This window comes from Marinobacter koreensis, assembly GCF_023156285.1.
GTDB lineage: Bacteria > Pseudomonadota > Gammaproteobacteria > Pseudomonadales > Oleiphilaceae > Marinobacter > Marinobacter koreensis.
Window position 1 is genome coordinate 780,453 of record NZ_JAKZAJ010000001.1, and the last position, 25,897, is coordinate 806,349.

A 25,897-nucleotide genomic window follows, 5' to 3' on the forward strand; every position below is an offset into this window, starting at 1 on the left:
TAACTGGACGGAACGTGAGTCCACCGCTGAGGCGATGATCCCCCTGATCGGCCGTCTCTACCGCAAGAACAATGTGGTTACCTCGGTGTATGGCCGTGCCATCATCAATCAGTCCGTCATTGATATCATTCGGGCTCACCGTTTTGTGCGTCAGGTTGAGGACAGCGAGCTGTCCGTGTGCGACACGCTGCCGATTCTTGAAGCCATGGACAAGCTGGACCTCGGTCGCGCCCACGTGGATATCGGCAAGCTGGCGGTCAAGTTCAAGGAGGAGGGCGGAGATCTCACCGAGTTCCTCAAGCGGGAAATCGGCCCGATCGTGGGTCAGTACCAGTCCCAGTCAGAAGAAGACGCGCACAAGGACACCAAGGACGTTGTTCTGTACGGTTTCGGCCGGATCGGTCGTCTGCTCGCGCGCATCCTGATCGAAAAGGCGGGTGGCGGTAACAACCTGCGCCTGCGTGCGATCGTCGTTCGCCAGGGTGGTGCCGAGAACGATCTCGAGAAACGTGCCAGCCTGCTGCGTCGTGATTCGGTGCACGGTCCGTTCGATGGCACCATCACTGTCGATCAGGAAGAGTCGGCCCTGATCGCCAACGGCAACTACATCAAGGTTATTTATTCCGATGGCCCGGACAAGGTGGATTACACCCAGTACGACATCCACAATGCCATCGTCATCGACAACACCGGTAAGTGGCGCGACGAGGAAGGCCTGGGCTTGCACCTGAAATCCAAGGGTGTCAGCCGTGTGATCCTGACCGCGCCGGGCAAGGGCGACATCAAGAACATCGTCTATGGCATCAACAACGACTGGATCACCGACGAGGACAAGATCCTGTCGGCCGCCTCGTGTACCACCAACGCCATCACGCCGGTTCTGAAGGCCATCAATGACGAATTCGGTATTGAGGACGGCCACGTCGAGACCGTTCACTCCTACACCAACGACCAGAACCTGATCGACAACTACCACAAGGGCAGCCGTCGTGGCCGCAGTGCCCCGCTGAACATGGTAATTACCGAAACAGGTGCGGCCAAAGCGGTGGCCAAGGCTCTGCCCGAGCTGAAAGGCAAGCTGAGTGGCAACGCGATCCGGGTTCCGACGCCGAACGTTTCCATGGCGATTCTGAATCTGAACCTGAAAAAGGACGTGACTGTCGACGGTGCGAACGAGTATCTGCGGGACATGGCGCTCCATTCCGAACTCCAGAAGCAGATCGACTTTGTGAACTCTCCGGAGGTGGTGTCCACGGATTTCGTTGGCTCCCGTCACGCGGGCATCGTTGATGCGCAGGCCACCATTGCCAATGGCAAGCGCCTGATCCTGTACGTATGGTACGACAACGAATTCGGCTACAGCGCCCAGGTGATTCGTTGCGTCAACCAGATGGCAGGTGTCACGTATCCGATTTTTCCGAAACGTGCTCGTGACTGACTCCGTCGGTGACAGCTAGGGTCGCCAGGACCCGAGAAGCCCCGGTTGCGCATGCGCCGGGGCTTTTTTGTGATTGGCCGTCGCGCCGGTTGGTGTTTCGTTTTTCGGCAAACCTGTTTCGCATTCTGGTGGAAATAGGATTCCTTAATCTCTATAATTGGCGCGATTTTGGGTATGTCTGGCACCCCGTTTCTCATCCTTTCCTGCGTCGGACGTTGGTCGGCAGCAATAGCACGAACGTACGACAGACAAGGTTCAGCCGTTCTGGTACAACCCGGAAGGAAACCTGGGCCGCAGGGGCCGGGCGTTACGAATCCATAAACCAGTTTCTGATGATTGGACGAGGCTAATGATCAAGATCAAGAAAGGCCTGGATCTTCCCATCAGCGGCGCTCCCGAACAGACCATTACAGACGGCAAACCTGTCCGCCATGTGGCGTTGATCGGTTTTGACTACAACGGCATGAAGCCGACGATGGCTGTTAAAGAAGGAGACCGTGTCAAGCGCGGGTCGCTGCTGTTCACGGACAAGAAGACCGAAGGCGTTCGTTATACCTCACCGGCGGCCGGTGTGGTGAAAGAAATCAATCGGGGTGAGCGTCGCGTTTTCCAGTCGATTGTTATTGAAATCGACGGTGATGACGCGGAATCCTTTGCGCGCTACAGCGATGCGGATCTGGCCGGGCTGGAACGCCAGCAAGTGGTCGACAATCTGGTCGAATCCGGCCTGTGGACGGCTTTCAAGACCCGCCCCTACAGCAAAGTGCCCGCCATTGACTCTGCGCCCCATTCCATTTTCGTATCGGTGATGGATACCAACCCGCTGGCGGCCGATCCGACGGTTATCATCGGCGACAACAGCGAGGCCTTCGAGAGGGGTCTGACGATCCTTTCCAGGCTGACCAGTGGCAAAGTGTTCGTGACCGGTAAGCCGGGCTCAAACGTGTCCGTGCCGAAATCCGACGCCATTGAAGTGTGTCAGTTCGACGGCGTCCATCCTGCCGGCAACGTGGGCACGCACATTCACTACATTGATCCCGTGTCTGCCAGCAAAACCGTCTGGTCCATCGGATATCAGGACGTTATCGACGTTGCGCGCCTGTTCGAAACCGGTGAATTGCCGGTTGAGCGTGTGGTGGCGATCGGCGGTCCGAAAGCCGTCAATCCTCGCCTGGTTCGCACCCGCCTGGGTGCCAGCCTTCAGGAACTTCTGGAGGGTGAAGCTGCCACAGATACCGAGGTCCGGGCGATCTCCGGTTCGGTCTTTGGCGGCCGGCGTGGCGAAGGACCTTGCGCCTACCTCGGGCGTTTTGCCAACCAGGTGTCTCTCCTGGAAGAAGGCAACAAGCGCGAGTTTCTGGGGTGGCTCTCTCCGGGTGCCAACAAATTCTCGGTGTTGAACATCTACCTGTCCAAGCTGGCCGGTGGCAAACGGTTCAATTTCACCACCACAACCAATGGCAGTGAGCGCGCCATGGTGCCGGTCGGTTCCTACGAGCAGGTGATGCCGTTGGATATCCTTCCCACCCAGCTGCTCCGTTCATTGATCGTGGGCGACACCGAAATGGCACAGAAACTGGGTGCCCTGGAGCTGGACGAGGAAGACCTGGCGCTGTGCACCTTCGTGTGCCCCGGCAAATATGAATACGGTCCGATTCTCCGAGAGAACCTGACCCGAATCGAGATCGAGGGCTAAAACGATGGCAATCAGACAGTTTCTCGATGGCATCGAGCATCATTTTGAAAAAGGCGGCAAGTACGAGCGCTGGTACGCGCTGTACGAAGCGGTCGACACAATCTTCTACACCCCGGGCAAGGTAACCTCCACCACGGCTCATGTTCGCGACGGCGTCGACCTGAAGCGCATCATGATCACCGTGTGGTTGTGTACGTTCCCCGCCATGTTCTTTGGTATGTGGAACATCGGTTTCCAGGCCAACAGCTTCCTGGCGGCCAATCCGGACGCCATGGTGGCCGGTGGTGGTCTGCGCGCAGCGTTTATCCAGTCCCTGGCAGTCACCGGTGCCGGTGCAGGCATCTGGGATAATCTGGTCTACGGTGCGGCGTACTTCATTCCCGTGTATTTCGTGACTTTCGTGGTCGGCGGTTTCTGGGAAGTGCTGTTTGCGACTGTCCGTCGCCACGAGGTCAACGAAGGCTTCTTCGTGACCTCTATCCTGTTTGCATTGATCTGCCCGCCTACCGTGCCGCTCTGGCAGGTTGCCCTGGGTATTACCTTCGGTGTGGTGATCGGCAAGGAAGTGTTTGGTGGAACCGGCAAGAACTTCCTGAACCCGGCGCTGACGGGTCGAGCGTTCCTGTACTTTGCCTATCCGGCGCAGATGTCCGGCGATACCGTCTGGACGGCAGTCGATGGCTTCAGCGGCGCGACTTCCCTGAGCTGGGCGGCGTCTGGCGGTGTTGAGGCCCTGCAGCAACACATTGGCTGGATGAACGCGTTTGTTGGCAACATCCAGGGATCCATCGGGGAAACCTCGACGCTGGCTGTCCTGATCGGCGGCCTGATCCTGCTGGTCATGAAAATTGCCTCGTACCGTATCGTTGGCGGTGTGTTGATCGGCATGATTGGCATGTCTCTGGTGTTCAATCTGATCGGTTCCGATACCAACCCGATGTTCGCAGTTCCGCCATACTGGCATCTGGTGATGGGCGGATTTGCCTTCGGCATGATGTTCATGGCAACGGATCCGGTATCGGCATCCATGACCAACACCGGGCGCTGGTGCTTCGGTATCCTGGTCGGTGTCATGACCGTGCTGATCCGTGTGGTCAACCCGGCCTTCCCGGAAGGCATCATGCTGGCCATTCTGTTCGGCAACCTGTTTGCACCGCTGATCGACCACTTTGTGGTTCAGGCCAACATCAAACGGAGGCTTGCTCGTGGCTAAAGGTAAAGAAACTGTCTCCAGAACGGTCATTGTGGCGCTGGTTCTGAGTGTATTTTTCTCGGTGATCGTGTCCACCGCGGCGGTGTTGCTCAAGCCGTATCAGGTGAAGAACCAGAACCTGAACATCAAGACCAACATCCTGGCAGCTGCAGACATGTTGCCGAACGGCGCCAGTGCCCAGCAGATCGAGGACCTGTTCTCCAGGTTCGAGGTCAAGCTCGTTAAGCTGGACAGCGGTGAGTACGTGCAGCCGGATTACGTCGGCGTCCAGGACCCGATGAAGTACGACATGTACAAGGCGGCTTCCAACCCCAAGTTGTCCAAGGACATTCCGCAGGATCAGGACATGGCCGGCATTGGCCGTCGTCCGGATGTTGCCAAGGTCTACGTACTGCGTGACGATTCTGGTGCGTTGCAGAAAGTGGTTCTACCCATTCACGGGTATGGCCTGTGGTCCACGCTGTATGGTTTCGTGTCACTCAAGGGTGACGCAAATACCATTGAGGGCCTCGGTTTCTACCAGCAGGGCGAAACCCCGGGTCTTGGTGGTGAGGTTGATAACCCGCGCTGGAAAGCACAGTGGCAGGGCAAGGTCGTGTATGGCAACGACATGACCCAGCCGGAAATCCGTCTGGTCAAGGGCGGTGTCAGCGAGAACACCAAAAACAAGGAGCATAAAGTGGATGCTCTGTCGGGTGCGACTCTGACCAGTCGCGGTGTCCAGAACCTGGTGAACTACTGGCTGGGTGAGCGGGGCTTCGCGGAATACCTGAAACATTTGCGGAATGGGGAGGTCTGATCATGGCAGGTGCATCAGCCAAACAGGTTCTGTTCGAACCGATTTTCAGCAATAACCCGATCGCACTGCAGATTCTGGGTATTTGCTCTGCGCTAGCGGTTACCTCCAGTCTGAGTGTAACCATCGTAATGTGTATTTCCGTCACCGCGGTGACGGCGTTCTCCAGCATGGCGGTGTCGCTGATTCGGGCCCAGATCCCGGGCAGCATCCGGATCATCGTCCAGATGACCATCATCGCCTCCCTGGTTATTGTGGTGGATCAGCTGCTCAAGGCCTTCGCCTACGAGATCAGTAAACAGCTGTCGGTGTTCGTGGGGCTGATCATCACCAACTGTATCGTGATGGGGCGCGCCGAAGGGTTTGCCATGCAGAATGGTCCCTGGCTGAGCTTCCTCGACGGCGTGGGTAACGGTCTTGGCTATTCGGTTCTGCTCCTGTTCGTCGGTTTCTGGCGCGAACTGTTCGGTTCCGGTTCCCTGTTCGGCTTTACCATTCTGACTCCGGTTAATGAGGGCGGCTGGTACGTTACCAATGGTCTGCTGCTGTTGCCGCCGAGTGCGTTCTTCATTATCGGTCTGACGATCTGGGCATTGCGTACCTGGAAGCCGGACCAGGTTGAAGAAGCGGATTACAAACTGTCCCGCCATAAAGTCAAGGAGGCCTTTTGATGGAACATTATCTGAGCCTTCTGGTTAAGGCCGTCTTCATTGAAAACATGGCCCTGTCGTTCTTCCTGGGGATGTGTACGTTCATCGCCATCTCCAAGAAGATCGAAGCGGCCATTGGTCTGGGCATCGCGGTCATCGTGGTTCTGACCGTTACCGTTCCGATCAACAACCTGATCTACAATGACGTCTTGCGTGAAGGTGCGCTGGCCTGGGCCGGCCTGCCGAACACGGATCTGAGCTTCCTTGGCCTGATCACCTACATTGGCGTTATTGCCGCCATCGTTCAGATCATGGAGATGGTGCTGGACAAGTACATCCCTGCGCTGTACGCCGCCCTGGGTGTGTTCCTCCCGCTGATCACCGTTAACTGCGCCATCCTTGGTGCGGCCCTCTTCATGGTCGAGCGTGACTACGACTTCGGTGAGAGTGTGGTGTTCGGCTTTGGTGCCGGACTGGGCTGGGCCCTTGCGATTGTGGCACTGGCCGGCATTCGTGAAAAGCTCAAATACAGCGATGTGCCTCCGGGACTTCGCGGTCTGGGTATCACGTTCATTACGGTCGGGCTGATGTCTCTGGGCTTCATGTCGTTCTCCGGCATATCCCTGTAACGCATCCGGTGATTCGGTTTAACGAAAAGGCGAGATCATGAGTACACAAATCATTCTCGGCGTGGTCATGTTCACCGTGATCGTTCTGGCGCTGGTCGCGATTATCCTCGCGGCCCGCTCCAGGCTGGTCAGCACCGGTGATGTGACCATCGAAATTAACGACGATCCTGAGCATACGCTCAAGGCCAGTGCCGGCGGCAAGTTGTTGGGCACCCTGGCGAATAGCGGTATCTATCTGTCTTCCGCCTGTGGTGGCGGCGGTACCTGTGCGCAGTGTAAATGCAAGGTGTTTGACGGCGGTGGTGCCATGTTGCCGACGGAAAAGACCCATTTCACCAACCGGGAAGAAAAGGAAGGCTGGCGCCTGTCCTGTCAGGTTCCGGTGAAGCAGGACATGAAGATTGAAGTGCCGGAAGAGTTCTTCGGCGTCAAGAAGTGGGAATGTGAGGTTATCTCCAACCACAACGTCGCGACCTTCATCAAGGAGCTGGTCCTGAAGCTGCCGGAAGGCGAGGAAGTGGACTTCCGTGCCGGCGGTTACGTGCAGCTCGAGTGCCCTCCCTACGAAATCGACTTCAAGGATTTCAATATCGAGGAAGAGTTCCACGAAGACTGGGACAAGCACGACATCTGGCGTTTCAAGGCGGTGAACAAGGAAGAGACCATCCGGGCCTATTCCATGGCGAACTATCCGGAAGAGAAGGGTCTGCTCAAGTTCAACATCCGTATCGCAACGCCGCCCCCGGGCACGGACTATCCACCGGGCATCATGTCCAGCTATGTGTTCGACCTGAAGCCGGGCGACAAGGTGACCGTCATGGGACCGTTCGGGGAGTTCTTCGCCAAGAAGACCGATGCCGAGATGGTGTTCATTGGTGGTGGTGCCGGTATGGCCCCGATGCGCTCGCACATCTTCGACCAGCTCAAGCGTCTGCAGTCCAAGCGCAAGATCAGCTTCTGGTACGGTGCGCGTAGTGTTCGTGAGATGTTCTATGTTGAGGACTTCGACCAGCTCGCGGAAGAAAATGACAACTTCGAGTGGCACGTAGCCCTGTCCGACCCGCTTCCCAACGATGACTGGAAAGGGCCGACCGGATTCATCCACAATGTGCTGTACGAAAACTATCTGAAGGACCATCCGGCTCCGGAAGACTGTGAGTACTACATGTGTGGGCCCCCCATCATGAACGCCTCTGTCATCAAGATGCTCAAGGATCTTGGTGTGGAAGACGAAAACATCATGCTGGACGATTTCGGGGGTTAATTTACTCACATGACATCCCGCATGATCCGACCCGCCAGGGTGGCTTTGGCCGGCGCGTTTATCGCGCTGGCGCTCGCCGCCCTGGCGGGTTGTTCGTTTAAGCCTGAGAAAGAAATCTGGGAAGTGTCCGGCGGCATTTTCGGTACCACCTATCACATCAGCCTGGTGATGGAAGACGACCAGGAGCGCCTGTCCAAGCTCGCCGATGGTATCGAAAAGGCCATGAAAGACGTGGACATGACCATGTCCACCTGGAAACCGGATTCCGAACTGTCCCGTTTCAACGAACTGAAGGACCAGACCGACTGGGTACCGGTGTCCGAATCCCTGTACACCGTCCTTTCCAAGGCGCAGGAAATCTCGAAAGTGACCAACGGTGCCTTTGATATCACCATTGGTCCGGTGGTGAACCTGTGGGGATTCGGTCCCGAGTCTCGGCCGGAGAAGGTGCCTTCCGACCAGGAACTGGCCCAGAGGTTGTCTGAGGTCGGCTATGAGAAGCTCCACCTCCGGGAAGAGCCGCGTGCAATACGGGCGGACTCCCGCCTCTATCTCGACCTGTCAGCCATTGCCAAGGGCTATGGCGTGGATACCGTAGCCCGTTATCTGGACGCTCACGGGATTGATTCGTACCTCGTGGAAATCGGTGGTGAAGTCCGGGTACGGGGAAAGAAGCCCGGGGGTGAAACCTGGCGACTGGCCATTGAACAGCCGGTTACCGAGGGCCGCCAGGTGAACCGTGTGGTTGCGCTGACGGACCAGGCGATGGCAACCTCCGGAGACTATCGTAACTATTACGAATCTGACGGGAAGCGGTTTTCGCATACAATAAACCCAGAAACCGGTCGCCCGATCACGCATCATCTGGCGTCGGTCAGTGTCATTACAGACGATTGTATGACTGCAGATGCGCTGGCAACCGGGTTTAATGTGATGGGGTGGCAACGGGCCTCCGAGCTGGCGACCCGGGAAAACATTCCGGCCTACTTCATCGTACGGACGGACAAGGGCTTTGAAACGCATCAGACGCCCGCATTTTCGTCCTACGTGATTCAATAAGGGGAGGGCAACATGGGTACCTTTCTTCTGGTTCTGTTCATCGTGATTCTGCTGGTGGCCGCCATGTCCGTCGGCGTCATTTTCGGTCGTAAGCCAATCAGCGGTACCTGTGGCGGCATCGGTGCACTGGGGCTGGGTACGTCCTGTGATATTTGTGGCGGCAATACCCAGAAGTGCAAGGAAGAGAACGAGCGCCGCGAACAGGCAGGTGTGGATGCAGAGGATCTGGCCTACGATGCGGCCCGTCCGGACGGTCGCTGATTTCCGGTAAGACCCGACTCGACACACACACATACACGACGTAGATAAGGAGTTGCTGCGCGCATGGCAGAGCATCATTACGACGTCGTCGTTATCGGCGCCGGTCCGTCCGGCGAAGGCGCGGCGATGAATGCGACCAAACACGGGAAGCGTGTCGCGATCATCGAAGACAAGCCAACGGTTGGCGGTAACTGCACCCACTGGGGAACCATTCCGTCCAAGGCATTGCGCCACTCGGTCAAGCAGATCATTACCTTCAACACCAATCAGATGTTCCGGGATATTGGCGAGCCCCGCTGGTTTTCCTTTCCCCGGGTTCTGCAGAATGCGCAGAAGGTGATTGGCAAGCAGGTCAAACTCCGCACCCAGTTCTACGCCCGGAACCGTGTTGACCTGCTCAACGGTCGCGCCTCGTTCCTCGACCGCAACCGGATCGAGATTCGTGGTAACAAGTCGGTTGAGACCCTGCATTTCAAACAGGCGATCATCGCCACGGGTTCCCGGCCCTATCTGCCACCCGATGTGGATTTCCGGCACCACCGGATCTACAACTCGGATACCATCCTGAGCCTGTCCCACACCCCCCGGACACTGGTGATCTATGGTGCTGGCGTCATCGGTTCGGAATACGCCTCGATTTTTGCAGGGCTGGGCGTGAAGGTTGACCTGATCAACCCGGGCAGCCGGCTGCTGACGTTCCTGGATGATGAGATTTCCGATGCCCTGAGCTACCACCTCCGTAACAACGGCGTGCTGGTGCGTCACAACGAGCAGTATGAGTCGGTCGTGGGCGACGATCACGGTGTTGTACTCTCGCTGCAATCCGGAAAGAAAATCCGGGCGGACGCCTTCCTGTGGTGTAATGGCCGAAGCGGGAATACCGATACGCTCGGGCTGGAGAACGTGGGGCTGGTGCCAAACGGACGAGGGCAATTGGCGGTAGACGACCACTATCGCACCGACGTGGAGAACATCTACGCCGTTGGTGATGTGATCGGTTGGCCGAGCCTTGCTAGTGCGGCCTATGATCAGGGGCGTTCTGCTTCATCCGATATCGTCAAGGATGAATATTTCCGGTTCGTGTCCGACGTGCCCACCGGTATCTATACGATTCCCGAGATCAGTTCCGTCGGCAAAACCGAGCGGGAGTTGACCGAGGCGAAAGTGCCCTACGAGGTCGGGCAGGCCTTCTTCAAGGATCTGGCACGGGCGCAGATTACCGGTGAGGCGGTGGGCATGCTGAAAATCCTGTTCCACCGGGAAAGTCGGGAAATTCTGGGGATTCACTGCTTCGGAGACCAGGCCGCGGAGATCGTGCACATCGGCCAGGCCATCATGAACCAGCCGGGTGAAGCCAATTCCCTGAATTACTTCATCAATACCACATTCAACTACCCCACCATGGCGGAAGCCTACCGGGTGGCGGCGTTAAATGGGCTGAACCGTATCTTCTGATTGCGGGAAGGGTAGCGGTGTCAGATCGGATCCGATCTGACACCGGCTTCCGGATGCGGCAGTTCGCTGGCTTCCGGGAGGTTGCCGCGGCTGGGCAGGCTCAAGAGTGCCCGGGCACGGTTGTCGAAGAACATGCGGCTGCTGGTCGGATAGTCCGTGATGATGCTGTCCACGCCCATCTCCTCCATCTGCAGCATGTCGTGGATCCGGTTCACCGTCCAGGTGGAGACATGCATGCCCCGGCGGTGGGCGATCTCCACCATCGGCTTGCTCAGAATCTTCCAGTTCGCGCAGAAATAGGTGCACCCGAGGCGAGTGGCAATGTTCAGCGGGCGGGGAAACTTTCGTTCTGCCACCAGACCAATGGCGATTTTCTTGTCCCGTCGCCGAATCTCCTTGAGGAACCAGGTGTCCGCCGATGTGATGGCGACCATCTGGTAGAGGTTTCGTCTCTGTATGATTTCGGTCAGGCGGTTACAAAGCACGTTCAGACGTTGTCTGGAATCCTTTTTGACCTCCAGTTGCAGGTGTTCAAGGTCTCCGAACCGGTCCAGAAGCTGCTCAAGCCTGGGGATACCCACCTTGCGAGGCCATGAGCTGGTATTGCGCCGGGCATCCATCTCGTGGAGCTCCGCCGCCGTGTAATTACAGACGCCACCCTTGAGGCCGGTTGTGCGGTCCACGGTGAGATCGTGCACCATCACCGGAATCCCGTCTTTCGACAGCACAAGGTCGAGCTCAAAATACCGGATACCATGCCGATAGGCATGCTCAAAACCGGGCAATGTGTTCTCCGGGGCTTCGCCTTTGGCTCCCCGATGTCCGTAGACAATCATTCTGACGCGGCGTCCTTCAGGCGTTGGTGGATCTGTTGCCGTTTCTTCCAGGTGTCATGGCACAGGCGCACATCTTCCAGGAAAGTGGGTAGCTCTTCCATCAGTAGTGCCTGAGGGCCATCCACCAGGGCTTTTTCCGGTTTCGGATGGAAGTCCACCAGCACCATGTTGGCGCCCGCCACCACCCCCTGGGCCGTGGCGTGCATGACGTCCAGGATTCCGTCGGGTGACTGTTCCCGGCTGCCGACAGAGTGGGATGGGTCGACGCACACCGGCATGCGTGTCAGGCGCTTAACCGCCGGCACATGGGCGAAATCCACCATATTACGGTGGGGCTGGCCGGCTTCCGTTTTCATTCCGCGCAGGCAGAAGATGACGTTGGCGTTACCCTCACTGGCCAGGTATTCCGCGGCGTTCAGTGATTCGTTCAGCGTGATGCCGAAGCCACGCTTCAACAGAACCGGGTAGGTGCTCTGGCGACCAATCGACTTGAGCAGTTCGAAATTCTGGGTATTCCGGGTGCCAACCTGCAGCATCACTCCGGTTGGTCGGCCGAGCTTTTCGAGGCAGGTGTCGATCTCCTCAATATGGCTCTCATGGGTGATTTCCATGGCAATCACCTTGATGCCATGCTTGCCGGCCTTCTCGAAGACCCATGGCAAGCAGCCCTTGCCATGTCCCTGGAACGAGTAGGGGTTGGTGCGCGGCTTGTAGGCACCCATGCGAGTGCAAACCTCGCCGTGCTCCTCCAGTGCCTGCATCATCATTTCAACGTGCTCGGGCACATCCACGGCGCAGAGACCTGCAAAAACGTTAAGATTTTGCTGATTGAAGTCCACGCCATTATAGCTGAAGCCACTCTGCCGCCGGTCGTCGTGGTGACGCCCCAGAATCCGGTAATCCTCGGAAATGCGAATTGCCCGTTCCACCGCCGGCAGGGCTTCGATTTCCTCCTTGTCCAGGGACTTGGTGTCGCCCAGGAGGTAGATCTCCGTCAGCCGCTGGCTGGCGCCCTGAATTTCATGAACTCTCAACGAGACGCCCGGAATATTCTCCAGGTAGTGCATCGTCTGCCGGTAGGCCTCGCTGTCGAGGGCTGTGTTGGGGTGAAGAATGGCAAGCATGTTCTCTCCTTATATCAGCCGGCTGCTTCTGCCCGATGCCGCGCCTGCATGTATTCCCTGTGGTTAAGATGCAGCAACTCTGCCATACGGCGAATCAGGTGTTCCTCGTACTTGTCGATACGCCCGTCCGCGAAGGCCACTCGCCAGATGTTCTCCAGCAGCACCTGCTTGGCGTCCTGGTCGAACTGATCGTTGATCATCCCGGTAAATTCGTACAGGGATGTGGCGTCATCCGCGTGATCCAGTGCCTCCTGGAGGATGGCCTGAGCTTCTTGCCGGGTTACGTGGAGGGAAGCCACAGCACAATCGACGATGGTCTGCAGTTCCCGCTCATCCTGATCCCGGTCAATCCGTGAGAGCTGCACCATCAGGGCCGTGGCTGCCACAGCCAGCTGTTGATGGTCCGGCTTCTCCCGTTGCGGTTCGGGCCCGGAAAACAGTCGTTTCAGATGTTCAATCATGACAGGCGATTACCCCTGACAAAGTGCGAATTATGCCGCGCTGGCCAATTGACGCACCTGATTCTCCAGGGTGATCTGATCTGCCGTGAATCGTCGGATACCGTCTGCCAGTTTTTCGGTAGCCATCGCATCCTCATTGGATTCCCAGCGGAACAGCTTCTCGTCAATGTTGCCAAAGCGATCCTGCGTGCTGGCATTATCCGGTGCCAGTCGGCGAGTCAGTTCGCCGGAGTCGTCCTGGAGTTCCTGAAGTAGGGTCGGGCTGATGGTCAGCTTGTCGCAGCCCGCGAGCATCTCGATTTCGCCGGTGTTGCGGAAACTGGCGCCCATGACCACGGTATCGAAGCCGTTGGCCTTGTAGTACTGGTAGATGCGGGTGACCGACTGCACTCCGGGATCTTCGGCTGCGGGGAAGTGGTCACGGCCACTGTTGGCCAGGTGCCAGTCCAGGATACGCCCGACGAATGGCGAGATCAGAAAGGCGCCGGCCTGAGCACAGGCGGCTGCCTGGATGAACGAAAACAGGAGGGTCAGGTTACAGCGAATGCCTTCTTTCTGAAGCTGCTCCGCCGCGCGAATGCCTTCCCACGTAGCGGCCACTTTGATCAGTACCCGATTGGTATCGACACCTTGTTGGTCGTAGAACTCGATCAGCCGTCTCGCCCGGTCCAGGGTTGCCTGGGTGTCGAACGACAGCCGCGCATCCACCTCGGTAGAGACGAGGCCGGGAATCCGTTGCAGGATTTCCTGGCCGGCAAGTACGGCCAGCATGTCGGTGGCTACCGTCAGCTGTTCCGAGCTGGATCCGCCCTGGCGCAGGGCCTCCGCCACTGCCTTGTCCAGCATGGGGCGATAGGCTTCGGAAGCAGCCGCCTTCAGCAGCAGTGAGGGATTGGTGGTCGCATCTTCCGGGCGCCAATGGGCGATGGCTTCGAGGTCACCGGTGTCCGCCACCACCGTGGTCATGGTCTTGAGTTGGTCGAGCTTGTTCGTCATTCGTCCTGTCGTCCTGATGGTCGCTGTTCTCTGGCATTCCAATCCTGAATGCCGGTCTTTTCCCTACAATAACGGGCTGTTCTGACAGGAACAAGACAACAAATGGTTAGGGTGTGTTCAGACTTCGGCCATCGTGACCGGCTCGGGTTCACGAACCTTTGCCAGAGCGGCCTCAATGACTTCCAGGCCACTGCCCGGTTTGTGGGCATTCTCACTGATATGGCGACGGAACTGACGGCCGCCCGGCATGCCGTGGAACAGTCCCATCACGTGTCGGGAAATATGCGTGAGATACACGCCCCGATCCAGTTCCGACTGAATGAACGGGAGCATGGCCCGTAACGCTTCATGGCGGCTGGCAATGGGCGCAGGCTCGCCAAAGAATTCGGTATCAACACCAGCGAGCAGCCAGGGGTTGTGGTACGCCTCACGCCCCAGCATCACGCCATCGGTGTGCCCAAGATGCTCGTGGCACTCATCAAACGTCTTTATGCCGCCGTTGATGATGATCTCCAGGTGCGGGAACGTCTGTTTGAGACGATAGACCCAGTCGTATTTCAGCGGGGGAATGTCCCGGTTTTCCTTGGGGCTCAAACCTTCAAGGATGGCGATGCGGGCATGCACAATAAACGTCCTGCAGCCGGCCGCCGAGACCTTTTCGATAAACTCGCACAGCTCGTCCCAGGATTCCCGGCCGTTAATGCCGATCCGATGCTTGACCGTGACCGGCAAATCGGTCGCCGCGATCATCGCAGCCACACCTTCGGCGACTTTCTCCGGGTGGCCCATCAGGCAGGCACCGATCATGTTGTTCTGCACCCGGTCGCTTGGACAGCCCACGTTGAGGTTCACTTCATCGAAACCGAACTGTTCCGCCAGCCGCGCACATTGGGCCAGTTCCGCAGGATCGCTGCCGCCAAGCTGCAGTGCCAGCGGATACTCGGAAGGATCGTGACGCAGGAATCGTTCGGTGTCGCCATGAATCAGCGCCCCGGTGGTCACCATTTCCGTATAGAGCAGGGCGCGGTGGCTAAGAATGCGGGCGAGATACCGGAAATGGGGGGTGGTCCAGTCCATCATTGGAGCGATGCAGAACCTGCGTGAAGGCTCCTTCCCTGTAATTCCGCTGCTTACCGCTGAATTTCCTGCCTTTTTAGCTGCACTATTTTCAGTCATTTCTTGCCCGTTTTTACCCATTTTCTTACTATTGGTGCTACAAAAATCCTACAGAAAAGGACGTGTAGCACCGTGGCCTCAATCATTGCCCGTACTCGAGCAGACGGGACCAAATCCTACCGAGCTGACATACGCATCAAACGGAAAGGACGTTTAGTCTATCAGGAAAGCCGCACCTTTGACCGTAAGGCTTTGGCGAAGGATTGGGCTGCTCGTCGTGAGTTGGAGCTCCAGGAGCCTGGCGCGATCGACAGAGTGCGTCACCGTGGCGTGACAATCGGTGATTTGATAGAGCGGTACCAGCTGGAGTTCGGCGCGAATTTTGGTCGCAGCAAAGCGTCACACCTGGAATACATGCTCACCTTTGATCTTGCAAAGCTAGATGCGCTGGAGCTCCAGACGAAAGATATCGTCACTCACATTATGGGCAGGCTTCAGCACGTAAAACCTCAGACCGCGAATAATGACATCATCTGGCTCAGGTCGGTATTCAAAGTGGCGAGGACAGCCTGGGGTATGCCCGTCGATCTCAACGTGATCAATGACGCAGCGGAAACCTGCCGTCGCGAGCGCCTGGTTGCCAAGCCAGATTCGAGGGATCGTCGCCCGACACTGGAAGAGCTCAACAAGCTGATGGAATATGCCGATCGCCCCAGTGGAAAGCGGTCCATTCCGATGGGGGAGATCATTCTGTTTGCGTTGTTTTCCGGCCGGAGACAAGAGGAAATCACGCGGATCCGTTGGGATGGTCTTGATGAAAAGAACCGGACGGTGATCGTATCTGATATGAAGCACCCGACCGCAAAGCGAGGCAATCACAAGCGCGTCTACTTAACTGATGAGGCGTGGACCATCATCCAGCGGCAGCCGAAGCGGGGCGATCGCATATTTCCAGATAACAGCAAAAGCATCGGTACCAGGTTTCGGGAGTGGTGCAAGTTCCTGGGGATCGATGACCTGCGGTTCCATGATCTCCGGCATGAGTGTATCAGCTGGTTGTTTGAGCGAGGGTGGGATATTCCCCGCGTTGCTTCTGTGAGCGGGCACACAACCTGGTCAACGCTTCAGCGGTATACGCACCTCAGCAAGCAGGAGCCTCACGACAAATACGATGGATGGGTTTGGCGTCCTAATTAATTCCATGCTATCTATGTGGGAATGATTCCAACAATTTAATGGAGAGTTCTGTCAGGTATGACTAAACATGAATTCGGTGGCCCATGGACTCAGCTAAAGCTGGACGTTTTTAGGGATTACGTACGCTTTTTTACCACCGCCCTCAAAAATAAAAACTTTAATCTGCATTATGCAGATGCTTTTGCTGGTACTGGGAATCAGAATCTCAAGACTGAAGAAGGTCAGCCGGTTTTGTTTCCAGAGGAAGACTTTGAAGGATCTGTAAGGGTGGCGCTCAGCCTAAATGAATCGTTTCAGGTCTACCACTTCAACGATATATCTGAAGAGTTTTGCCAACAGCTTCATAGGTTATCTGGTGAATATCCCGGAGTGGATGTCCGTATCACTCAGTTGGATGCGAATGATTTTGTGCGGGAATTCTGTGCTGGTCTGGGCAGTAACGATCGTGCTGTCTTGTTGTTAGACCCCTACAATACAGAGCTGGATTGGGAATCACTGAAAGTGGTTGCAAGCTCTCAGCGGATCGATCTTTGGTTGTTGTTTCCATTATCGACATTGCTCCGGATGACCCCGAGAGATGGAAATCGAATCAGGCCAGAGTGGGAGGCAACGCTAAATCGGTTGCTGGGGACTGATCGCTGGATTACTGAATTATACAAACCGAAGGAAGCTCCTCAGATCGAGGATATGTTTGGCGCTGAGCCTGAGAGTGAAGTCGAAAGGCTCAACGTAGACGGGGTTTCGAAGTTCGTTAAGAACCGCTTGTCGGAGCAGTTCCCCTTCGTTTCAGATCCCGTGACTTTGCGTAACAACAATAGTCCTCTTTTCCTATTCTTTTTGGCCGTATCGAACCCTTCTAACGTTGCGATAGGCTTGGCTAGAAAGGTGTCCGGCCAGATTATCAAGAAGTACTCGACGCGATAAGAGGGTATTGGTCGTAGAGCTCGCCATAGAGCTCCCGGCCATTCTTCTTTTTGGACCGGCGTACGCCATCCGCGCCCCAGTTACCCCATTGCTTAAAGAAAAAGGGTACCTTCGCTGCCAAGCATTGGTCTTTGATGTTCAGCGCCCACTCGGCTTTCATCGGCCGGGCCTTGGATCCAGATTCCCCGCCAACAATCACCCAATGGATATCTTCCAGGTTGATGTATCCCAGATCTTCCAGCAAAGGTTCAACGGATAGAAATCTGGTTGCAGCTGGTACATTCCTCAAAACGTCGATGCGTGGGAGGCCATATTTCTTGTCTTCTACAGATACTCCCATCCAGGCGTTTTCGGGGATCTTCCCTTCTTTTCCATATTCCGCCATGCGTTCGGCTCTCTTCGTAAGTATCTGGAAGATGTGCTGGGGGCACCGCTCGATCACCGACATCACTGAGTCAATGTAAGAAAACGGCACATCCTCGTGGAAGAGGTCACTCATGGAGTTGACGAAATAGGTCGTCGGCTTGGCGCGCTGCAGGGGTTGGCCCAGTCGTTCCGGGTGGAGTGATACTGCAAATCCGTTCTCATAGCCGTTGGCGCCCATAGCCTGGAGTCTCTTCGCCATTGTTTCGGCATAGCAGTGTTTGCAGCCAGGTGACACCTTCGTGCAGCCAGTTACCGGGTTCCAAGTTTGCTCGGTCCACTCAATGCCTGTCTGTGTCGCCATGGTAGAATTCCTTTCTGTATAAATATACAGTAATTTTGGTATTGGTTAGCTTGAAATTCAATGTTGAGCCGAATTTTAGGCTGCCAAAACCGGTTTGGAAAATGTAAAGAATTGTAACCAAAGCCGATTTTTGCTCTTGCATCTTTGACGACTCGGTATAGCGTCGAAAACGTGGCCACATTTCTTTCAATTCTCAATGGAGTAACGAGATGACAATGGATGAAAAACTCAATGATGTTCCTGCCTGCGAAGATACTCTGGTTGTGATCGCAGATATTGCTGCCAGTGGTGGGATGTTGCAGAGGGTGTTGGCCACCGGCGTTGCGTCAAATCGGGTTGCAGAAGTGTGTGAAGGGCTCTTCATGGAGATCCGGGACCTCGCCGGATCTGCCTGTCATGCCAGCGCCGATAATGATGCTTGATTTGTCTGAATATGGTTGCAGCTTCATGGTTATGATCCAGTTCGGCCCTGGAGCTAATGCCGCAGGCCTGCAATATGAAATCCCGGGCGTCTTCCTCAGTGTGGGTGCCGTCCGGGGTCTTCAGCCCGAATTTCGCTGCTCTGCGCCTATCCAGATAAAGCCTGAACTGATCGTCCTGGCAGAGCATTGCAGCTTTCCTGGCCAGATATCCGCCTTTGGGTTTCTCGTCGCTCATATCCGTTTCTGCTTCTGGTGATACTGGATGACGAGGGACAGCTCCCGCAGGCTGATGGTTTCGATGGACTTGCCGCGCTCCTCGAGGAGTTCCAGAACTTCACGCTGCTCTTCAAGATCCATCTGCTTCAGTTCCAGCGCTGGTTCCAGCATGTCCATTGCCTGCAGTGTTCTTCGGATCTGTGTTGCTTTCATTGCGGTTCCTCCAGCTGCTTATAAGCCTCTTGCAGGTCATTGAAACCGCACTCACCGCAAAACCAGACATCGCAGCTGGGGGCTGCTGGGTTAGTGGGCTGCATTGGTGCGCCGCATTCTGGGCAGTGGTAGCTTTCGGGCTCAGTCATGGTGAAGTTTCTCCTCTTCGTTTCACCTGGAAGGCAGCGCGCCTGGCTGCAATCCCTTTCTCAGTAATCGTCCACTTGTGACCGGTGATGGTTTCGCCGTAGGCAATGAGGTCGGCCTCTTCACATTTCTCGATGGCGCGCATCACCCGTTCGGTGCTCCAGCTGGTTTTCGGTATCTTGTCCGGCTGGGTGTAGACGCTGTGGTAAACGTGGCTCAGCCCATGGAAGTCCTGAGCGATATCGATATTCCGGTAGTTCGTGAAAAGCTGGAGCAGGACGAACATATCGGTGGTGATAACGATATCCTCAGGAAACAGGGCGGTCTGCTTCACGCAGCGTGCTCCTGGCTTTCAATGGTTACTGGTTCGTTTCGCTCAATGAGGTAATCTAGGTAACTGACGTAAGTGTCTAGTTCCTCTTGAAGCTCCAGGTATTGTCTTTGCTGAGTCTCCTCAGAGAAATCATCATCGATTCTCAAAAACAGCCGGAGCTTTGCTATTGGGGGTGTGAAGTTGCCTGTCTGATAGCTGGCATCAATCGGCTGGATGTGGCTGTCGAGCATTTCCGCGTGGCCCGACAGATCGCAGAACGCATGCGCCAGACCCCGGCGGTTTATGATGCAGCACAACAAAAAGATCTCTTCCGCGCGGCCGTACAGCCATTCAGTCATTTGTTCGATATTGAGTGGTTGGGTTGCCTTTGTCATGATCATTCCTCCTCGTCCTGGAACAGGGCCAGCATGTCGTGCATGCCGCGGTTGGCTTTCTGGAGCTTTTGCAGTTCGGGGTGTTTCAGTGGGGTGACGATGCCCTGGTTGTCGATATCCAGGCAGACCAGCGTAGGCGCACTGAGGGTTGGCCCTGTTTCGTCTTTCAGCACCTGGCGGATGAAATCTTTCTCCGCTTTGTTCACGGCGCGAATCCAGCGGTGTGAAACGCCCTGCAGTTGCTTGACCATGAAGATGGCGTCTTGCGCCTGCTGGGTGGTGAGGTCTTCTACCCGGCGCACGCCGAAGTGGTTGCGGATGCGTTCGTTGATAGCGTAGGAGGCACCCTTGCCACGAAAGCCGACGGTAACGGAACGGATGGCGGCTGCCAGTTGTTCGCGTAGTTGGTAGGGTGCGCGATCGGCGGGCGGTTGCATGTAAATTTTGTCCAGGACATCCAGCACCCACTTGCGGAAGTGCTTTGCCTTGTCGGTGCGGGCGAACATGGCCAGGAGGTGGCATCCGCGAGGAGAGAAAACTCTGACCGGTCGTATAGATTCGCCGTTGCCAAAACCCTTGGTGGTCAAATTGACCACCAAGGTCATTTCATCGGTAAATTCATCTTGGTTTCGGTCGTAGATCTTATTGATTGACCGAGGGTCAGAGTAATCCAGTGCTTTCGCAAGATCAGCAGTGGTTAGCCATGGGCGGCCATTGTGATCAATAACGGTGAGTTCAGTGCCTTCGAATACCAGGTATCCGGACGGTGCGGGCGCACCTTGGGTGTGATTATGCATGGTTCATGCTCCGGTTGTCGGCTTTCGTGCCGCCACCCTGTCGCCAAACAGGGAGGGCGGGACCGCATGGGTTGGCGAACCGGCAACCGGTACCGGCAGGCCCGAAGGCCTCCCACACGGCCCGCCCCATAACGCTGAGCGTGCCATGCACTGAGCACAAAAAAACCGCAGACTCGAATGGAGATGCGGTGTGCTCTCCGGTTGTCGGGTCGCCAAACCCGATCGCTGATTTTGCAGCGACAAGATTAGTATAGGCCTGGCGGTTCGGGGCGGTCAATCTTTCTGCACTATTCCCTACTATTTCTGCATTGTTTTTTTGTATTCGGTTGGATACACTTTGATCATGTACAAAATTTACGCATCTCAGCTTTTCAATGATTGGGTGGATGGTCTGAAGGACCAGAAGGCGAAAGACAAAGTTCTGGCCAGGAGAGACCGGGCTGAAGAAGGAAACTTTGGAGATCACAAATCGCTGGGTGATCACGTTTCCGAGATGCGCCTGACCCATGGCCCTGGGTACCGGATTTATTACACGCAGGTGGACGATGTGATTTTTCTGCTGCTCAACGGTGGTGATAAATCCTCCCAGAAGAAAGACATAAAGCTTGCCAAGCAAATGGCGGCGGAGCTCCACGGAGCAACTAAGTAAGAGGTAACTGATATGGCTATTAATCAAGCGGCGATGGAAAAATACGGTATCCGTCCGTTCGATGTGGCGGAGCATCTGAAAACAGATGAAGATATCTCTGGCTATCTGACTGAAGTGCTGGCTGAGGGTGATATGGACGCGCTTCTGAAGGCGCTCAATAACGTGGCCCGTGCCAGAGGCATGTCTCAGGTGGCTGAGGCCGCAGGTGTGGGGCGTGAAAGCCTCTACAAGGCGCTTTCCGAAGGCGCAAAGCCGCGCTTTGACACTATCAACAAGGTGTTGAACGCTTTGGGTGTTTGCCTGCGTGCGGAGCCTGCAGAGCCAAAAGTAACTCGAACCGGCGTTGCGACCTATACCAACCCTGGCCGCCGCGGTATCAAGACCGCTCGAACCAAAGCTGGTAGAGGCGAGAATCTGCAGCGCGCGTAATGCTCTCATTGCTCCAGCCCTGCGCTTGCCAGTGTGGGGCTGGGAATAATTCCAGGAATAATCTGCGGTCGGTTCTGTAAAAGCCTCCAGGGCCTGATCACTGCCTCCACCACCAGCATCTCTGCTTTGATAGCCTGGCGAATCTTGTGGCACCAGCGCAGGGCTGCGCCTGGTATGGCGCGGCCCCGGTTGGCATCGCCTACCAGCTTCTTTGCCAGCCTGTAGGCTTTGACCAACCTGTTAAGGCGTGCGGTGATCATGCCGGCAGCTCCGCCAAACGGTTCAGAGCGTTGCGGCCGGCTTTGGCCAGGGCCTGGCGGTGAGCTTTCTTTTCGATGCCCTGATGGTTCATCGCAAACAGAATCAGGGCAATCTCCCCGAGCGTCGTGCCTGGGAATCGCTCTGCGTTTAGCTCCATCATGATCCGGCAATCATCGGCGCTGGTACCGGTATACTTCTGCAACAGTTTGTTGCTTTTATCGAATGCTTCGGCGCTCTGTAAGGCGGCGTCGGCAGCTGCTTGTTCGTTTCTCATTGCTTGTGTTCCTTGGGTAAGGCGCCCCCGCAGGGGCGATCAATCAGGGTTGGAAGTTGCCAACGAACGTCTGTACCAGGTTGCCGTCCAGCGCGTGGATCAGGTGCTCCCGGAATTCCTTAGCCATTTCCTCCTGGTGGTGCTCCAGGCGGACAATGCGCATCACCAGGCGTGGGGTTTCGCCAGTGATCAGGCTCACCCGCAGACGAAAGGTCCGATCATCCAGCCCGTGATGGGGTTCGCAGGTGAATTCAATGAACGCGGGCAGGGTGTCTTTGTTCTGGGCCTCCACTTCGCTCATGGCGCTGCGGCGGCCTCCGAAGGTGCGTTCCTCGCTGGTGCTTTCGGACTTGGCGCCAATGGTGATTCGGCGTACAGCGGCAACAGCGCCGGGAAGGTTGAGCGGTTCGCCGTCCTCGGCGGTGACTTTGAGCTGGGGTGCCCAGTCTTCCAGCCACTCGGCGAGTTCCTTCTGGCCCAGCGCGCGGCCGTTCTTGCCCAGCAGCTCCTCGAAGGCGGCGGTTTTGGGGAGGTCCAGACGAGCAGTGAAATCTGCATGGCCTGGATGCTCAAGGGTGCCCAGATCAAACAGCACCTTGGCGGTCATGTTCTCCGGGTTTACAAAGCAGGGAACGGTTACACCCGGCTCTGCACCATTTTCTTGAACTTCGCCTGCAGTGAGGTTGGTGTACTCCGCGAACTCATCAATCTGGGTTGTGGTCATTTTGCCGCGGTACCGGCGCCGGGTGGGCATGAAGCGTTCCAGGTCTTCCACCTTCACGCTCTCGGGCAGAGAGACAGCAGAGCCGTCTGTCTGTTCGTTGACGTGCTTAGCCGCCATGCCGGAAATAATCATGCTGATGGCGTGTTCCAGGGCTTGCTTGTCCATGCAATCAATCCTCACTTTTTGGGCTGGTTTCAGGCTCACCTCTGCGGGTGAACAGCTGGTTCTGGTTCTCCGAAAAGATGCTCAGCCGGCCGCCCGTGTTCACGTGCATGGGCGTTTCGGTGGTGTCCTCCTCGGAGATCTTTCCGCGCAGGGTTGGCACGGTGTACTTCAGGGTGTGGCCGATGTTTACCTGGTAGCTCTGGCCGATCCGCTTCAGGTTCAGCTTGATATCGATGCTGCCCTTGTCGTTGTTGTCGACAACGCCGCCTGCTACCTCGCTGAGGGCGCGGGCCAGTTTCTGGATGAATACGCCGCCGTCCAGATCCTCAAAAAACTGGGTAACGTCGGTGTCTCTGTGCGTGGGTGCGGGTGCACTCATGGTGATACTCCTGTTGCGTCTGTTATTGGTGATTTCAGGGCAGCGTTTGAGCTGCGGGTCTGGCGATGGCTCCAGATGAGCCGTTGCCGTAATCCCTACTGATAAAGCTCTGGCAATTCAGCGTGCTGAGGTTGTCCGCCACCTGGTCGATCGCCTCGGCGCTCATGAACTTCTTCAGACTGGTGCCGGTGGTCATCAGGAACGTGAACAGCTGCAGTGCCTGGCGCATGCGGTTAGGGTCCAGGTACTGAAACTCGCTCACGTTGAGCGGGTTGAGTTCGCCATCCCATAGCGCCAGCAGGAAGTTGCCGGCGTGGCGGGCGTCGCTTCCGGTACCGGAGCTGGCAAGCTCGTGGAGCTCATGCAGTGCGCGCTCGATGTCGTTGGCGCTGGCTTTTAGCGTGATCATGATGTGGTCCTCACTTTTTCTGGCTATCCACCACACGCAGGCGAGGGCGGAGACGAGTAACAACAGGTGGCTGGTCATTGGCGGCTTCCTCCAGGTGAGCTCGGTACCGGAATCCTTCCTGCTTCCACACCAGGCGTTTGCCCTGGGCATTGGCGAAACGGATCAGATCGATAACGCGGGTGTTCTCCGGCAGATCAAGATGCATGGGATTCCTCCTGGCGGGTGGCGTTGAAGTTGCCGTTCTGAAGCGTTCGGATGGTGCGTGACACACGTTGAATCCGGCTCTTAACCTCGTGGGGCTGGCGCTGGATGTCGCGCACGATGTGAATGGTGCGCAGCCGTACCAGATCCTGCTCTGAAGTCGGGAAGCGTTCGACGTGTTCGTCGATGGCTCTCTGTACCTAGCGGTGCTTGCCGTTTTGCACGGCTAGCCAGATGGCTTTCCAGCTCAGCAGCTCGATTTCCTCAATGGTTTTCATTGCATCCCCCTGGGTTTTGTTGCTGCTTCGTAGTCGTCACTGACTGCGTCCACCAGTTGGCGCACCTCGGCAAGGGTCAGTTGCTCCAGCGGCTTTCCGGCCTTTTGTATCCGTTCGGCCAGCAGTTGCTGGTAGTGAAAATTGGTCTCCATCACTTCGGTGGAGAGATCGAAGAGTGGCCGGAGCGTGTCGCAGAGCGTTTTTAAGTTCATAGTGTTTCCCTTCTCGTCCGTGATCAGGCCGCGTTGACCTGGTCCCATTCGCGCTTGGCTTTGGTGCGTTGTTCGTCGATGTAGTCCGCGAGATCCTGCGCGCTGACCAGCCACGGGCTTTTCTGGGTTCCGCCCCGGTAGGCCGTCACCGGCAGCTGGCGACGTGCCGCCCGCTTCTTGGCCATGTCCGGCTGCAGGCCGAAGAACTTCTCGCTGATCTCCTCCAGTGGGATCTCGGCGGTACCGAACTCAGCCATCAGTGCGAAAAACGTGGAAATCTGCTTCACGAGGCCTCCTGAATGTCGATCTGCTCTGCGAACTCTTTGCGCAGGAATTCCAGGCCGGCAGGGCTCACCAGTGTTTTGGCGCTGTGCTGCAAGCCGCGAACAGGGTGGTTGAACGCCTTGGTTTCAACCTTGAACAGGCCGCGCTGGGTGTAGCGCCAGTTGGGCAGGCGCTGGTGATCCAGAATGCCGCGACTCTTCAGCGTGCGGATCATCTTGCGTGGGCCAAGGTTCAGCGTTTTCGCGGCTTCGGCGAGGGTGATGTACTCGGGGATCATGCGGCCTCCCTGTCTCCGGTGAGGAGATCGTCAAGGTTGGTTGGCATAACGATGGGGTGGTCGTCGGCATCCCGACGGTTGGTGACTCGCACCCGGGCAACGCGCGGGGTGCGAACCGTGGCAGGCTGATCGCTGACACCTGGCAAGGCGTTACCGAGGATCAGAACGCCGATGGCCAGCTGCCTGGCTTTGACCAGTCCGGCCTTCCAGGCGCGGCTGATCAGCAGCTGCCGGTTGGGGGCTTCGAAGTGGCGCAGAAGGCTAATCATGTGGAACTTCACCGTGCCCAGCGTGATGCCGAGGATCATGCCAATGGATTCGTTCTCTTTGCCTTCCGCTACCCAGACCAGCACTTCCCGCTGACGCGGTGTGAGGGTGCCCTGAGGGTCTTGGATTTCGAATTCTGTGCCTTTAAGAGTGACCATTTCTGATTATTCCGGATCAATTTTGTTGTTATCCTAGAATACGGGTAACCCGTGGTCAACAAAGTTGTCTTAAAAAATTAGCAAAACTGGTTTTTTGGGGCGTGATTCGTGATATGCCTACAAGGGTGTAGGCGGTTTGGCTGGTGTTGAGGGGTTTTCTTTAGGGTGGGGTGGCCAGGGTTTAGGTTGGCTCTTTCGCTGGTATCGCTTCTAGGGTGCGCGTGAGTGCTTTGGCTAGCTTTCGAGTCAAGGCTCCCGAGGCTGTCATTTGAGCTTGCCGGTGGAGCAGGGCTGCGTGTTCAGGGGAGGTTTCTATCATCTTTTGGATGGTGAACTCGAGAATATCCTTATCGTTTCCCAGCTTGGGCCCCTCGCCGAATGCAAGCCACCAGAAATTGAATCCAGTGATCTCAGCCAATCCTTTGATGTGTTCAGCTTGAATGCCGCCGTGGCGCTTCCAGTTAAGTACTGATGTCCGTGCAACGTCCAGCCGGTCGGCGATTCTGCTCATCCGGACGCCTGACGTATCGATAGCTTCTTGAATTCGCTTGGCTCTTGCGGCTGCTTTTAGGTTGTTCGCCATA

35 protein-coding genes and 1 pseudogene are annotated in these 25,897 nt (G+C 56.5%); 15 read left to right on the plus strand and 21 right to left on the minus strand.

Features of this window, described 5'->3' with window-relative positions:
* The first annotated feature begins 34 nt into the window (after positions 1-34).
* The 10 genes from MLD04_RS03685 (at position 35) to sthA (ending at position 10,461) form a co-directional block, all read left to right on the plus strand.
* Entirely contained in the window at positions 35-1,438 is a 1,404-nt protein-coding gene (locus MLD04_RS03685) for a glyceraldehyde-3-phosphate dehydrogenase (RefSeq protein WP_379883602.1), read from the plus strand.
* A 349-nt stretch (positions 1,439-1,787) separates the two neighbouring features.
* Positions 1,788-3,134, plus strand: a complete 1,347-nt coding sequence (locus tag MLD04_RS03690) for a Na(+)-translocating NADH-quinone reductase subunit A (RefSeq protein ID WP_248154875.1) — start codon at positions 1,788-1,790, stop codon at positions 3,132-3,134.
* Between the two features lie 4 nt (positions 3,135-3,138).
* Positions 3,139-4,347, plus strand: a complete 1,209-nt coding sequence (locus MLD04_RS03695) for an NADH:ubiquinone reductase (Na(+)-transporting) subunit B (RefSeq protein WP_248154877.1) — start codon at positions 3,139-3,141, stop codon at positions 4,345-4,347.
* On the plus strand, positions 4,340-5,146 hold the full coding sequence (locus MLD04_RS03700) for a Na(+)-translocating NADH-quinone reductase subunit C (RefSeq protein ID WP_248154879.1): 807 nt from the start codon (positions 4,340-4,342) through the stop codon (positions 5,144-5,146). Before MLD04_RS03695 ends, MLD04_RS03700 begins: the two co-directional genes overlap by 8 nt.
* 2 nt (positions 5,147-5,148) lie before the next feature.
* On the plus strand, positions 5,149-5,814 hold the full coding sequence (locus tag MLD04_RS03705; RefSeq protein WP_008938754.1) for an NADH:ubiquinone reductase (Na(+)-transporting) subunit D: 666 nt from the start codon (positions 5,149-5,151) through the stop codon (positions 5,812-5,814).
* Entirely contained in the window at positions 5,814-6,422 is a 609-nt protein-coding gene (nqrE, locus tag MLD04_RS03710) for an NADH:ubiquinone reductase (Na(+)-transporting) subunit E (protein WP_008938753.1), read from the plus strand. The genes MLD04_RS03705 and nqrE overlap by 1 nt, the downstream gene beginning before the upstream one ends.
* Before the next feature lie 37 nt (positions 6,423-6,459).
* Positions 6,460-7,686, plus strand: coding sequence for an NADH:ubiquinone reductase (Na(+)-transporting) subunit F (gene nqrF / locus MLD04_RS03715; protein WP_248154881.1), 1,227 nt, complete (start codon positions 6,460-6,462; stop codon positions 7,684-7,686).
* 21 nt (positions 7,687-7,707) lie between these two features.
* Positions 7,708-8,745 (plus strand): FAD:protein FMN transferase, encoded by a 1,038-nt coding sequence (locus tag MLD04_RS03720; RefSeq protein WP_345799601.1) that lies wholly within the window; start codon positions 7,708-7,710, stop codon positions 8,743-8,745.
* 12 nt (positions 8,746-8,757) lie between these two features.
* Positions 8,758-9,006 (plus strand): (Na+)-NQR maturation NqrM, encoded by a 249-nt coding sequence (gene nqrM / locus MLD04_RS03725; RefSeq protein ID WP_248154885.1) that lies wholly within the window; start codon positions 8,758-8,760, stop codon positions 9,004-9,006.
* A gap of 63 nt (positions 9,007-9,069) precedes the next feature.
* Positions 9,070-10,461 carry a Si-specific NAD(P)(+) transhydrogenase gene (gene sthA / locus MLD04_RS03730; RefSeq protein ID WP_008938749.1) on the plus strand — a complete coding sequence of 464 codons (1,392 nt, stop codon included), beginning with the start codon at positions 9,070-9,072 and terminating at the stop codon, positions 10,459-10,461.
* A gap of 20 nt (positions 10,462-10,481) precedes the next feature.
* On the opposite strand, the gene MLD04_RS03735 is transcribed toward sthA, so the two are convergent.
* The 5 genes from MLD04_RS03735 to dusA all read right to left on the minus strand — a co-directional run bounded on the left by MLD04_RS03735 (position 10,482) and on the right by dusA (position 15,054).
* On the minus strand, positions 10,482-11,297 hold the full coding sequence (locus tag MLD04_RS03735) for a glycerophosphodiester phosphodiesterase (protein WP_248154887.1): 816 nt from the start codon (positions 11,295-11,297) through the stop codon (positions 10,482-10,484).
* Positions 11,294-12,421, minus strand: coding sequence for a 3-deoxy-7-phosphoheptulonate synthase (locus tag MLD04_RS03740; protein ID WP_248154889.1), 1,128 nt, complete (start codon positions 12,419-12,421; stop codon positions 11,294-11,296). Before MLD04_RS03740 ends, MLD04_RS03735 begins: the two co-directional genes overlap by 4 nt.
* Positions 12,422-12,435: 14 nt before the next feature.
* Positions 12,436-12,882, minus strand: coding sequence for a tellurite resistance TerB family protein (locus MLD04_RS03745; RefSeq protein ID WP_248154891.1), 447 nt, complete (start codon positions 12,880-12,882; stop codon positions 12,436-12,438).
* Positions 12,883-12,912: 30 nt separating this feature from the next.
* Entirely contained in the window at positions 12,913-13,878 is a 966-nt protein-coding gene (gene tal, locus MLD04_RS03750) for a transaldolase (protein WP_248154893.1), read from the minus strand.
* A 117-nt stretch (positions 13,879-13,995) separates the two neighbouring features.
* Positions 13,996-15,054: a tRNA dihydrouridine(20/20a) synthase DusA gene (gene dusA, locus MLD04_RS03755; protein WP_282451717.1), complete on the minus strand. Its 1,059-nt coding sequence runs from the start codon at positions 15,052-15,054 to the stop codon at positions 13,996-13,998.
* 72 nt (positions 15,055-15,126) lie between these two features.
* Between dusA and MLD04_RS17705 the strand changes: the two genes are divergently transcribed.
* Entirely contained in the window at positions 15,127-16,191 is a 1,065-nt protein-coding gene (locus tag MLD04_RS17705; RefSeq protein WP_248154897.1) for a tyrosine-type recombinase/integrase, read from the plus strand.
* Between the two features lie 57 nt (positions 16,192-16,248).
* Positions 16,249-17,115, plus strand: a complete 867-nt coding sequence (gene tcmP, locus MLD04_RS03765; protein ID WP_248154898.1) for a three-Cys-motif partner protein TcmP — start codon at positions 16,249-16,251, stop codon at positions 17,113-17,115.
* On the opposite strand, the gene MLD04_RS03770 is transcribed toward tcmP, so the two are convergent.
* On the minus strand, positions 17,093-17,842 hold the full coding sequence (locus MLD04_RS03770; protein ID WP_248154900.1) for a DUF5131 family protein: 750 nt from the start codon (positions 17,840-17,842) through the stop codon (positions 17,093-17,095). The two genes, tcmP and MLD04_RS03770, sit on opposite strands and share 23 nt — an antisense overlap.
* A gap of 215 nt (positions 17,843-18,057) precedes the next feature.
* On the opposite strand from MLD04_RS03770, the gene MLD04_RS03775 reads away from it, so the two are divergent.
* Positions 18,058-18,264, plus strand: a complete 207-nt coding sequence (locus MLD04_RS03775; RefSeq protein ID WP_248154902.1) for a hypothetical protein — start codon at positions 18,058-18,060, stop codon at positions 18,262-18,264.
* Between the two features lie 231 nt (positions 18,265-18,495).
* Here MLD04_RS03775 and MLD04_RS03780 read toward each other — a convergent pair whose 3' ends face one another.
* The 4 genes from MLD04_RS03780 to MLD04_RS03795 form a co-directional block, all read right to left on the minus strand.
* Positions 18,496-18,693 carry a hypothetical protein gene (locus MLD04_RS03780; protein ID WP_248154904.1) on the minus strand — a complete coding sequence of 66 codons (198 nt, stop codon included), beginning with the start codon at positions 18,691-18,693 and terminating at the stop codon, positions 18,496-18,498.
* 145 nt (positions 18,694-18,838) lie between these two features.
* The gene (locus MLD04_RS03785) at positions 18,839-19,174 is read right to left on the minus strand and encodes a hypothetical protein (protein ID WP_248154906.1); all 336 of its coding nucleotides are present in this window, start codon (positions 19,172-19,174) and stop codon (positions 18,839-18,841) included.
* Positions 19,171-19,548, minus strand: coding sequence for a hypothetical protein (locus tag MLD04_RS03790; RefSeq protein ID WP_248154908.1), 378 nt, complete (start codon positions 19,546-19,548; stop codon positions 19,171-19,173). Before MLD04_RS03790 ends, MLD04_RS03785 begins: the two co-directional genes overlap by 4 nt.
* A gap of 2 nt (positions 19,549-19,550) precedes the next feature.
* Positions 19,551-20,345 (minus strand): BRO-N domain-containing protein, encoded by a 795-nt coding sequence (locus MLD04_RS03795; RefSeq protein ID WP_248154910.1) that lies wholly within the window; start codon positions 20,343-20,345, stop codon positions 19,551-19,553.
* A gap of 343 nt (positions 20,346-20,688) precedes the next feature.
* Here MLD04_RS03795 and MLD04_RS03800 point away from each other — a divergent pair, with 343 nt between their 5' ends.
* Together MLD04_RS03800 and MLD04_RS03805 are read left to right on the plus strand one after the other, a co-directional pair.
* Positions 20,689-20,994 (plus strand): type II toxin-antitoxin system RelE/ParE family toxin, encoded by a 306-nt coding sequence (locus MLD04_RS03800; RefSeq protein ID WP_248154912.1) that lies wholly within the window; start codon positions 20,689-20,691, stop codon positions 20,992-20,994.
* Positions 20,995-21,027: 33 nt separating this feature from the next.
* A pseudogene (locus tag MLD04_RS03805) lies at positions 21,028-21,309 on the plus strand (addiction module antidote protein); the annotation flags it as partial.
* Positions 21,310-21,428: 119 nt separating this feature from the next.
* On the opposite strand, the gene MLD04_RS03810 reads toward MLD04_RS03805, so the two are convergent.
* From MLD04_RS03810 to MLD04_RS03860, 11 genes are all read right to left on the minus strand, one after another.
* Positions 21,429-21,683 carry a hypothetical protein gene (locus MLD04_RS03810; RefSeq protein WP_248154913.1) on the minus strand — a complete coding sequence of 85 codons (255 nt, stop codon included), beginning with the start codon at positions 21,681-21,683 and terminating at the stop codon, positions 21,429-21,431.
* The gene (locus MLD04_RS03815) at positions 21,680-21,958 is read right to left on the minus strand and encodes a hypothetical protein (RefSeq protein ID WP_248154915.1); all 279 of its coding nucleotides are present in this window, start codon (positions 21,956-21,958) and stop codon (positions 21,680-21,682) included. Before MLD04_RS03815 ends, MLD04_RS03810 begins: the two co-directional genes overlap by 4 nt.
* A 43-nt stretch (positions 21,959-22,001) precedes the next feature.
* Positions 22,002-22,847, minus strand: a complete 846-nt coding sequence (locus MLD04_RS03820) for a DUF2303 family protein (RefSeq protein WP_248154917.1) — start codon at positions 22,845-22,847, stop codon at positions 22,002-22,004.
* Positions 22,848-22,851: 4 nt separating this feature from the next.
* The gene (locus tag MLD04_RS03825; protein WP_104320413.1) at positions 22,852-23,226 is read right to left on the minus strand and encodes a hypothetical protein; all 375 of its coding nucleotides are present in this window, start codon (positions 23,224-23,226) and stop codon (positions 22,852-22,854) included.
* A 34-nt stretch (positions 23,227-23,260) separates the two neighbouring features.
* On the minus strand, positions 23,261-23,635 hold the full coding sequence (locus MLD04_RS03830) for a DUF7673 family protein (protein ID WP_248154919.1): 375 nt from the start codon (positions 23,633-23,635) through the stop codon (positions 23,261-23,263).
* Between the two features lie 10 nt (positions 23,636-23,645).
* Positions 23,646-23,840, minus strand: coding sequence for a hypothetical protein (locus tag MLD04_RS03835; RefSeq protein ID WP_104320415.1), 195 nt, complete (start codon positions 23,838-23,840; stop codon positions 23,646-23,648).
* A 270-nt stretch (positions 23,841-24,110) separates the two neighbouring features.
* Positions 24,111-24,326 (minus strand): hypothetical protein, encoded by a 216-nt coding sequence (locus MLD04_RS03840; protein WP_248154921.1) that lies wholly within the window; start codon positions 24,324-24,326, stop codon positions 24,111-24,113.
* Between the two features lie 23 nt (positions 24,327-24,349).
* Entirely contained in the window at positions 24,350-24,613 is a 264-nt protein-coding gene (locus tag MLD04_RS03845) for a pyocin activator PrtN family protein (protein WP_248154923.1), read from the minus strand.
* Positions 24,610-24,888 (minus strand): phage antirepressor KilAC domain-containing protein, encoded by a 279-nt coding sequence (locus MLD04_RS03850; protein WP_222464813.1) that lies wholly within the window; start codon positions 24,886-24,888, stop codon positions 24,610-24,612. Before MLD04_RS03850 ends, MLD04_RS03845 begins: the two co-directional genes overlap by 4 nt.
* Positions 24,885-25,313 (minus strand): LuxR C-terminal-related transcriptional regulator, encoded by a 429-nt coding sequence (locus MLD04_RS03855; RefSeq protein WP_248154925.1) that lies wholly within the window; start codon positions 25,311-25,313, stop codon positions 24,885-24,887. The genes MLD04_RS03850 and MLD04_RS03855 overlap by 4 nt, the downstream gene beginning before the upstream one ends.
* Positions 25,314-25,494: 181 nt before the next feature.
* Positions 25,495-25,896 carry a helix-turn-helix domain-containing protein gene (locus MLD04_RS03860; protein ID WP_282451718.1) on the minus strand — a complete coding sequence of 134 codons (402 nt, stop codon included), beginning with the start codon at positions 25,894-25,896 and terminating at the stop codon, positions 25,495-25,497.
* Between the last annotated feature and the right edge of the window lies 1 nt (position 25,897).

Excerpts from the sequence above, each read along its gene's own strand:
- MLD04_RS03685 (WP_379883602.1), top strand. The coding sequence starts at position 35 with ATGATCCCCCTGATCGGCCGTCTCTACCGCAAGAACAATGTGGTTACC.
- MLD04_RS03690 (WP_248154875.1), top strand. The coding sequence starts at position 1,788 with ATGATCAAGATCAAGAAAGGCCTGGATCTTCCCATCAGCGGCGCTCCC.
- MLD04_RS03695 (WP_248154877.1), top strand. The coding sequence starts at position 3,139 with ATGGCAATCAGACAGTTTCTCGATGGCATCGAGCATCATTTTGAAAAA.
- MLD04_RS03705 (WP_008938754.1), top strand. The coding sequence starts at position 5,149 with ATGGCAGGTGCATCAGCCAAACAGGTTCTGTTCGAACCGATTTTCAGC.
- nqrE (WP_008938753.1), top strand. The coding sequence starts at position 5,814 with ATGGAACATTATCTGAGCCTTCTGGTTAAGGCCGTCTTCATTGAAAAC.
- nqrF (WP_248154881.1), top strand. The coding sequence starts at position 6,460 with ATGAGTACACAAATCATTCTCGGCGTGGTCATGTTCACCGTGATCGTT.
- MLD04_RS03720 (WP_345799601.1), top strand. The coding sequence starts at position 7,708 with ATGATCCGACCCGCCAGGGTGGCTTTGGCCGGCGCGTTTATCGCGCTG.
- nqrM (WP_248154885.1), top strand. The coding sequence starts at position 8,758 with ATGGGTACCTTTCTTCTGGTTCTGTTCATCGTGATTCTGCTGGTGGCC.
- sthA (WP_008938749.1), top strand. The coding sequence starts at position 9,070 with ATGGCAGAGCATCATTACGACGTCGTCGTTATCGGCGCCGGTCCGTCC.
- MLD04_RS03735 (WP_248154887.1), bottom strand. The coding sequence starts at position 11,297 with ATGATTGTCTACGGACATCGGGGAGCCAAAGGCGAAGCCCCGGAGAAC.
- MLD04_RS03740 (WP_248154889.1), bottom strand. The coding sequence starts at position 12,421 with ATGCTTGCCATTCTTCACCCCAACACAGCCCTCGACAGCGAGGCCTAC.
- MLD04_RS03745 (WP_248154891.1), bottom strand. The coding sequence starts at position 12,882 with ATGATTGAACATCTGAAACGACTGTTTTCCGGGCCCGAACCGCAACGG.
- tal (WP_248154893.1), bottom strand. The coding sequence starts at position 13,878 with ATGACGAACAAGCTCGACCAACTCAAGACCATGACCACGGTGGTGGCG.
- dusA (WP_282451717.1), bottom strand. The coding sequence starts at position 15,054 with ATGACTGAAAATAGTGCAGCTAAAAAGGCAGGAAATTCAGCGGTAAGC.
- tcmP (WP_248154898.1), top strand. The coding sequence starts at position 16,249 with ATGACTAAACATGAATTCGGTGGCCCATGGACTCAGCTAAAGCTGGAC.
- MLD04_RS03770 (WP_248154900.1), bottom strand. The coding sequence starts at position 17,842 with ATGGCGACACAGACAGGCATTGAGTGGACCGAGCAAACTTGGAACCCG.
- MLD04_RS03775 (WP_248154902.1), top strand. The coding sequence starts at position 18,058 with ATGGATGAAAAACTCAATGATGTTCCTGCCTGCGAAGATACTCTGGTT.
- MLD04_RS03780 (WP_248154904.1), bottom strand. The coding sequence starts at position 18,693 with ATGAAAGCAACACAGATCCGAAGAACACTGCAGGCAATGGACATGCTG.
- MLD04_RS03790 (WP_248154908.1), bottom strand. The coding sequence starts at position 19,548 with ATGACAAAGGCAACCCAACCACTCAATATCGAACAAATGACTGAATGG.
- MLD04_RS03795 (WP_248154910.1), bottom strand. The coding sequence starts at position 20,345 with ATGCATAATCACACCCAAGGTGCGCCCGCACCGTCCGGATACCTGGTA.
- MLD04_RS03800 (WP_248154912.1), top strand. The coding sequence starts at position 20,689 with ATGTACAAAATTTACGCATCTCAGCTTTTCAATGATTGGGTGGATGGT.
- MLD04_RS03810 (WP_248154913.1), bottom strand. The coding sequence starts at position 21,683 with ATGATCACCGCACGCCTTAACAGGTTGGTCAAAGCCTACAGGCTGGCA.
- MLD04_RS03815 (WP_248154915.1), bottom strand. The coding sequence starts at position 21,958 with ATGAGAAACGAACAAGCAGCTGCCGACGCCGCCTTACAGAGCGCCGAA.
- MLD04_RS03820 (WP_248154917.1), bottom strand. The coding sequence starts at position 22,847 with ATGGACAAGCAAGCCCTGGAACACGCCATCAGCATGATTATTTCCGGC.
- MLD04_RS03825 (WP_104320413.1), bottom strand. The coding sequence starts at position 23,226 with ATGAGTGCACCCGCACCCACGCACAGAGACACCGACGTTACCCAGTTT.
- MLD04_RS03830 (WP_248154919.1), bottom strand. The coding sequence starts at position 23,635 with ATGATCACGCTAAAAGCCAGCGCCAACGACATCGAGCGCGCACTGCAT.
- MLD04_RS03835 (WP_104320415.1), bottom strand. The coding sequence starts at position 23,840 with ATGCATCTTGATCTGCCGGAGAACACCCGCGTTATCGATCTGATCCGT.
- MLD04_RS03840 (WP_248154921.1), bottom strand. The coding sequence starts at position 24,326 with ATGAACTTAAAAACGCTCTGCGACACGCTCCGGCCACTCTTCGATCTC.
- MLD04_RS03850 (WP_222464813.1), bottom strand. The coding sequence starts at position 24,888 with ATGATCCCCGAGTACATCACCCTCGCCGAAGCCGCGAAAACGCTGAAC.
- MLD04_RS03855 (WP_248154925.1), bottom strand. The coding sequence starts at position 25,313 with ATGGTCACTCTTAAAGGCACAGAATTCGAAATCCAAGACCCTCAGGGC.
- MLD04_RS03860 (WP_282451718.1), bottom strand. The coding sequence starts at position 25,896 with ATGGCGAACAACCTAAAAGCAGCCGCAAGAGCCAAGCGAATTCAAGAA.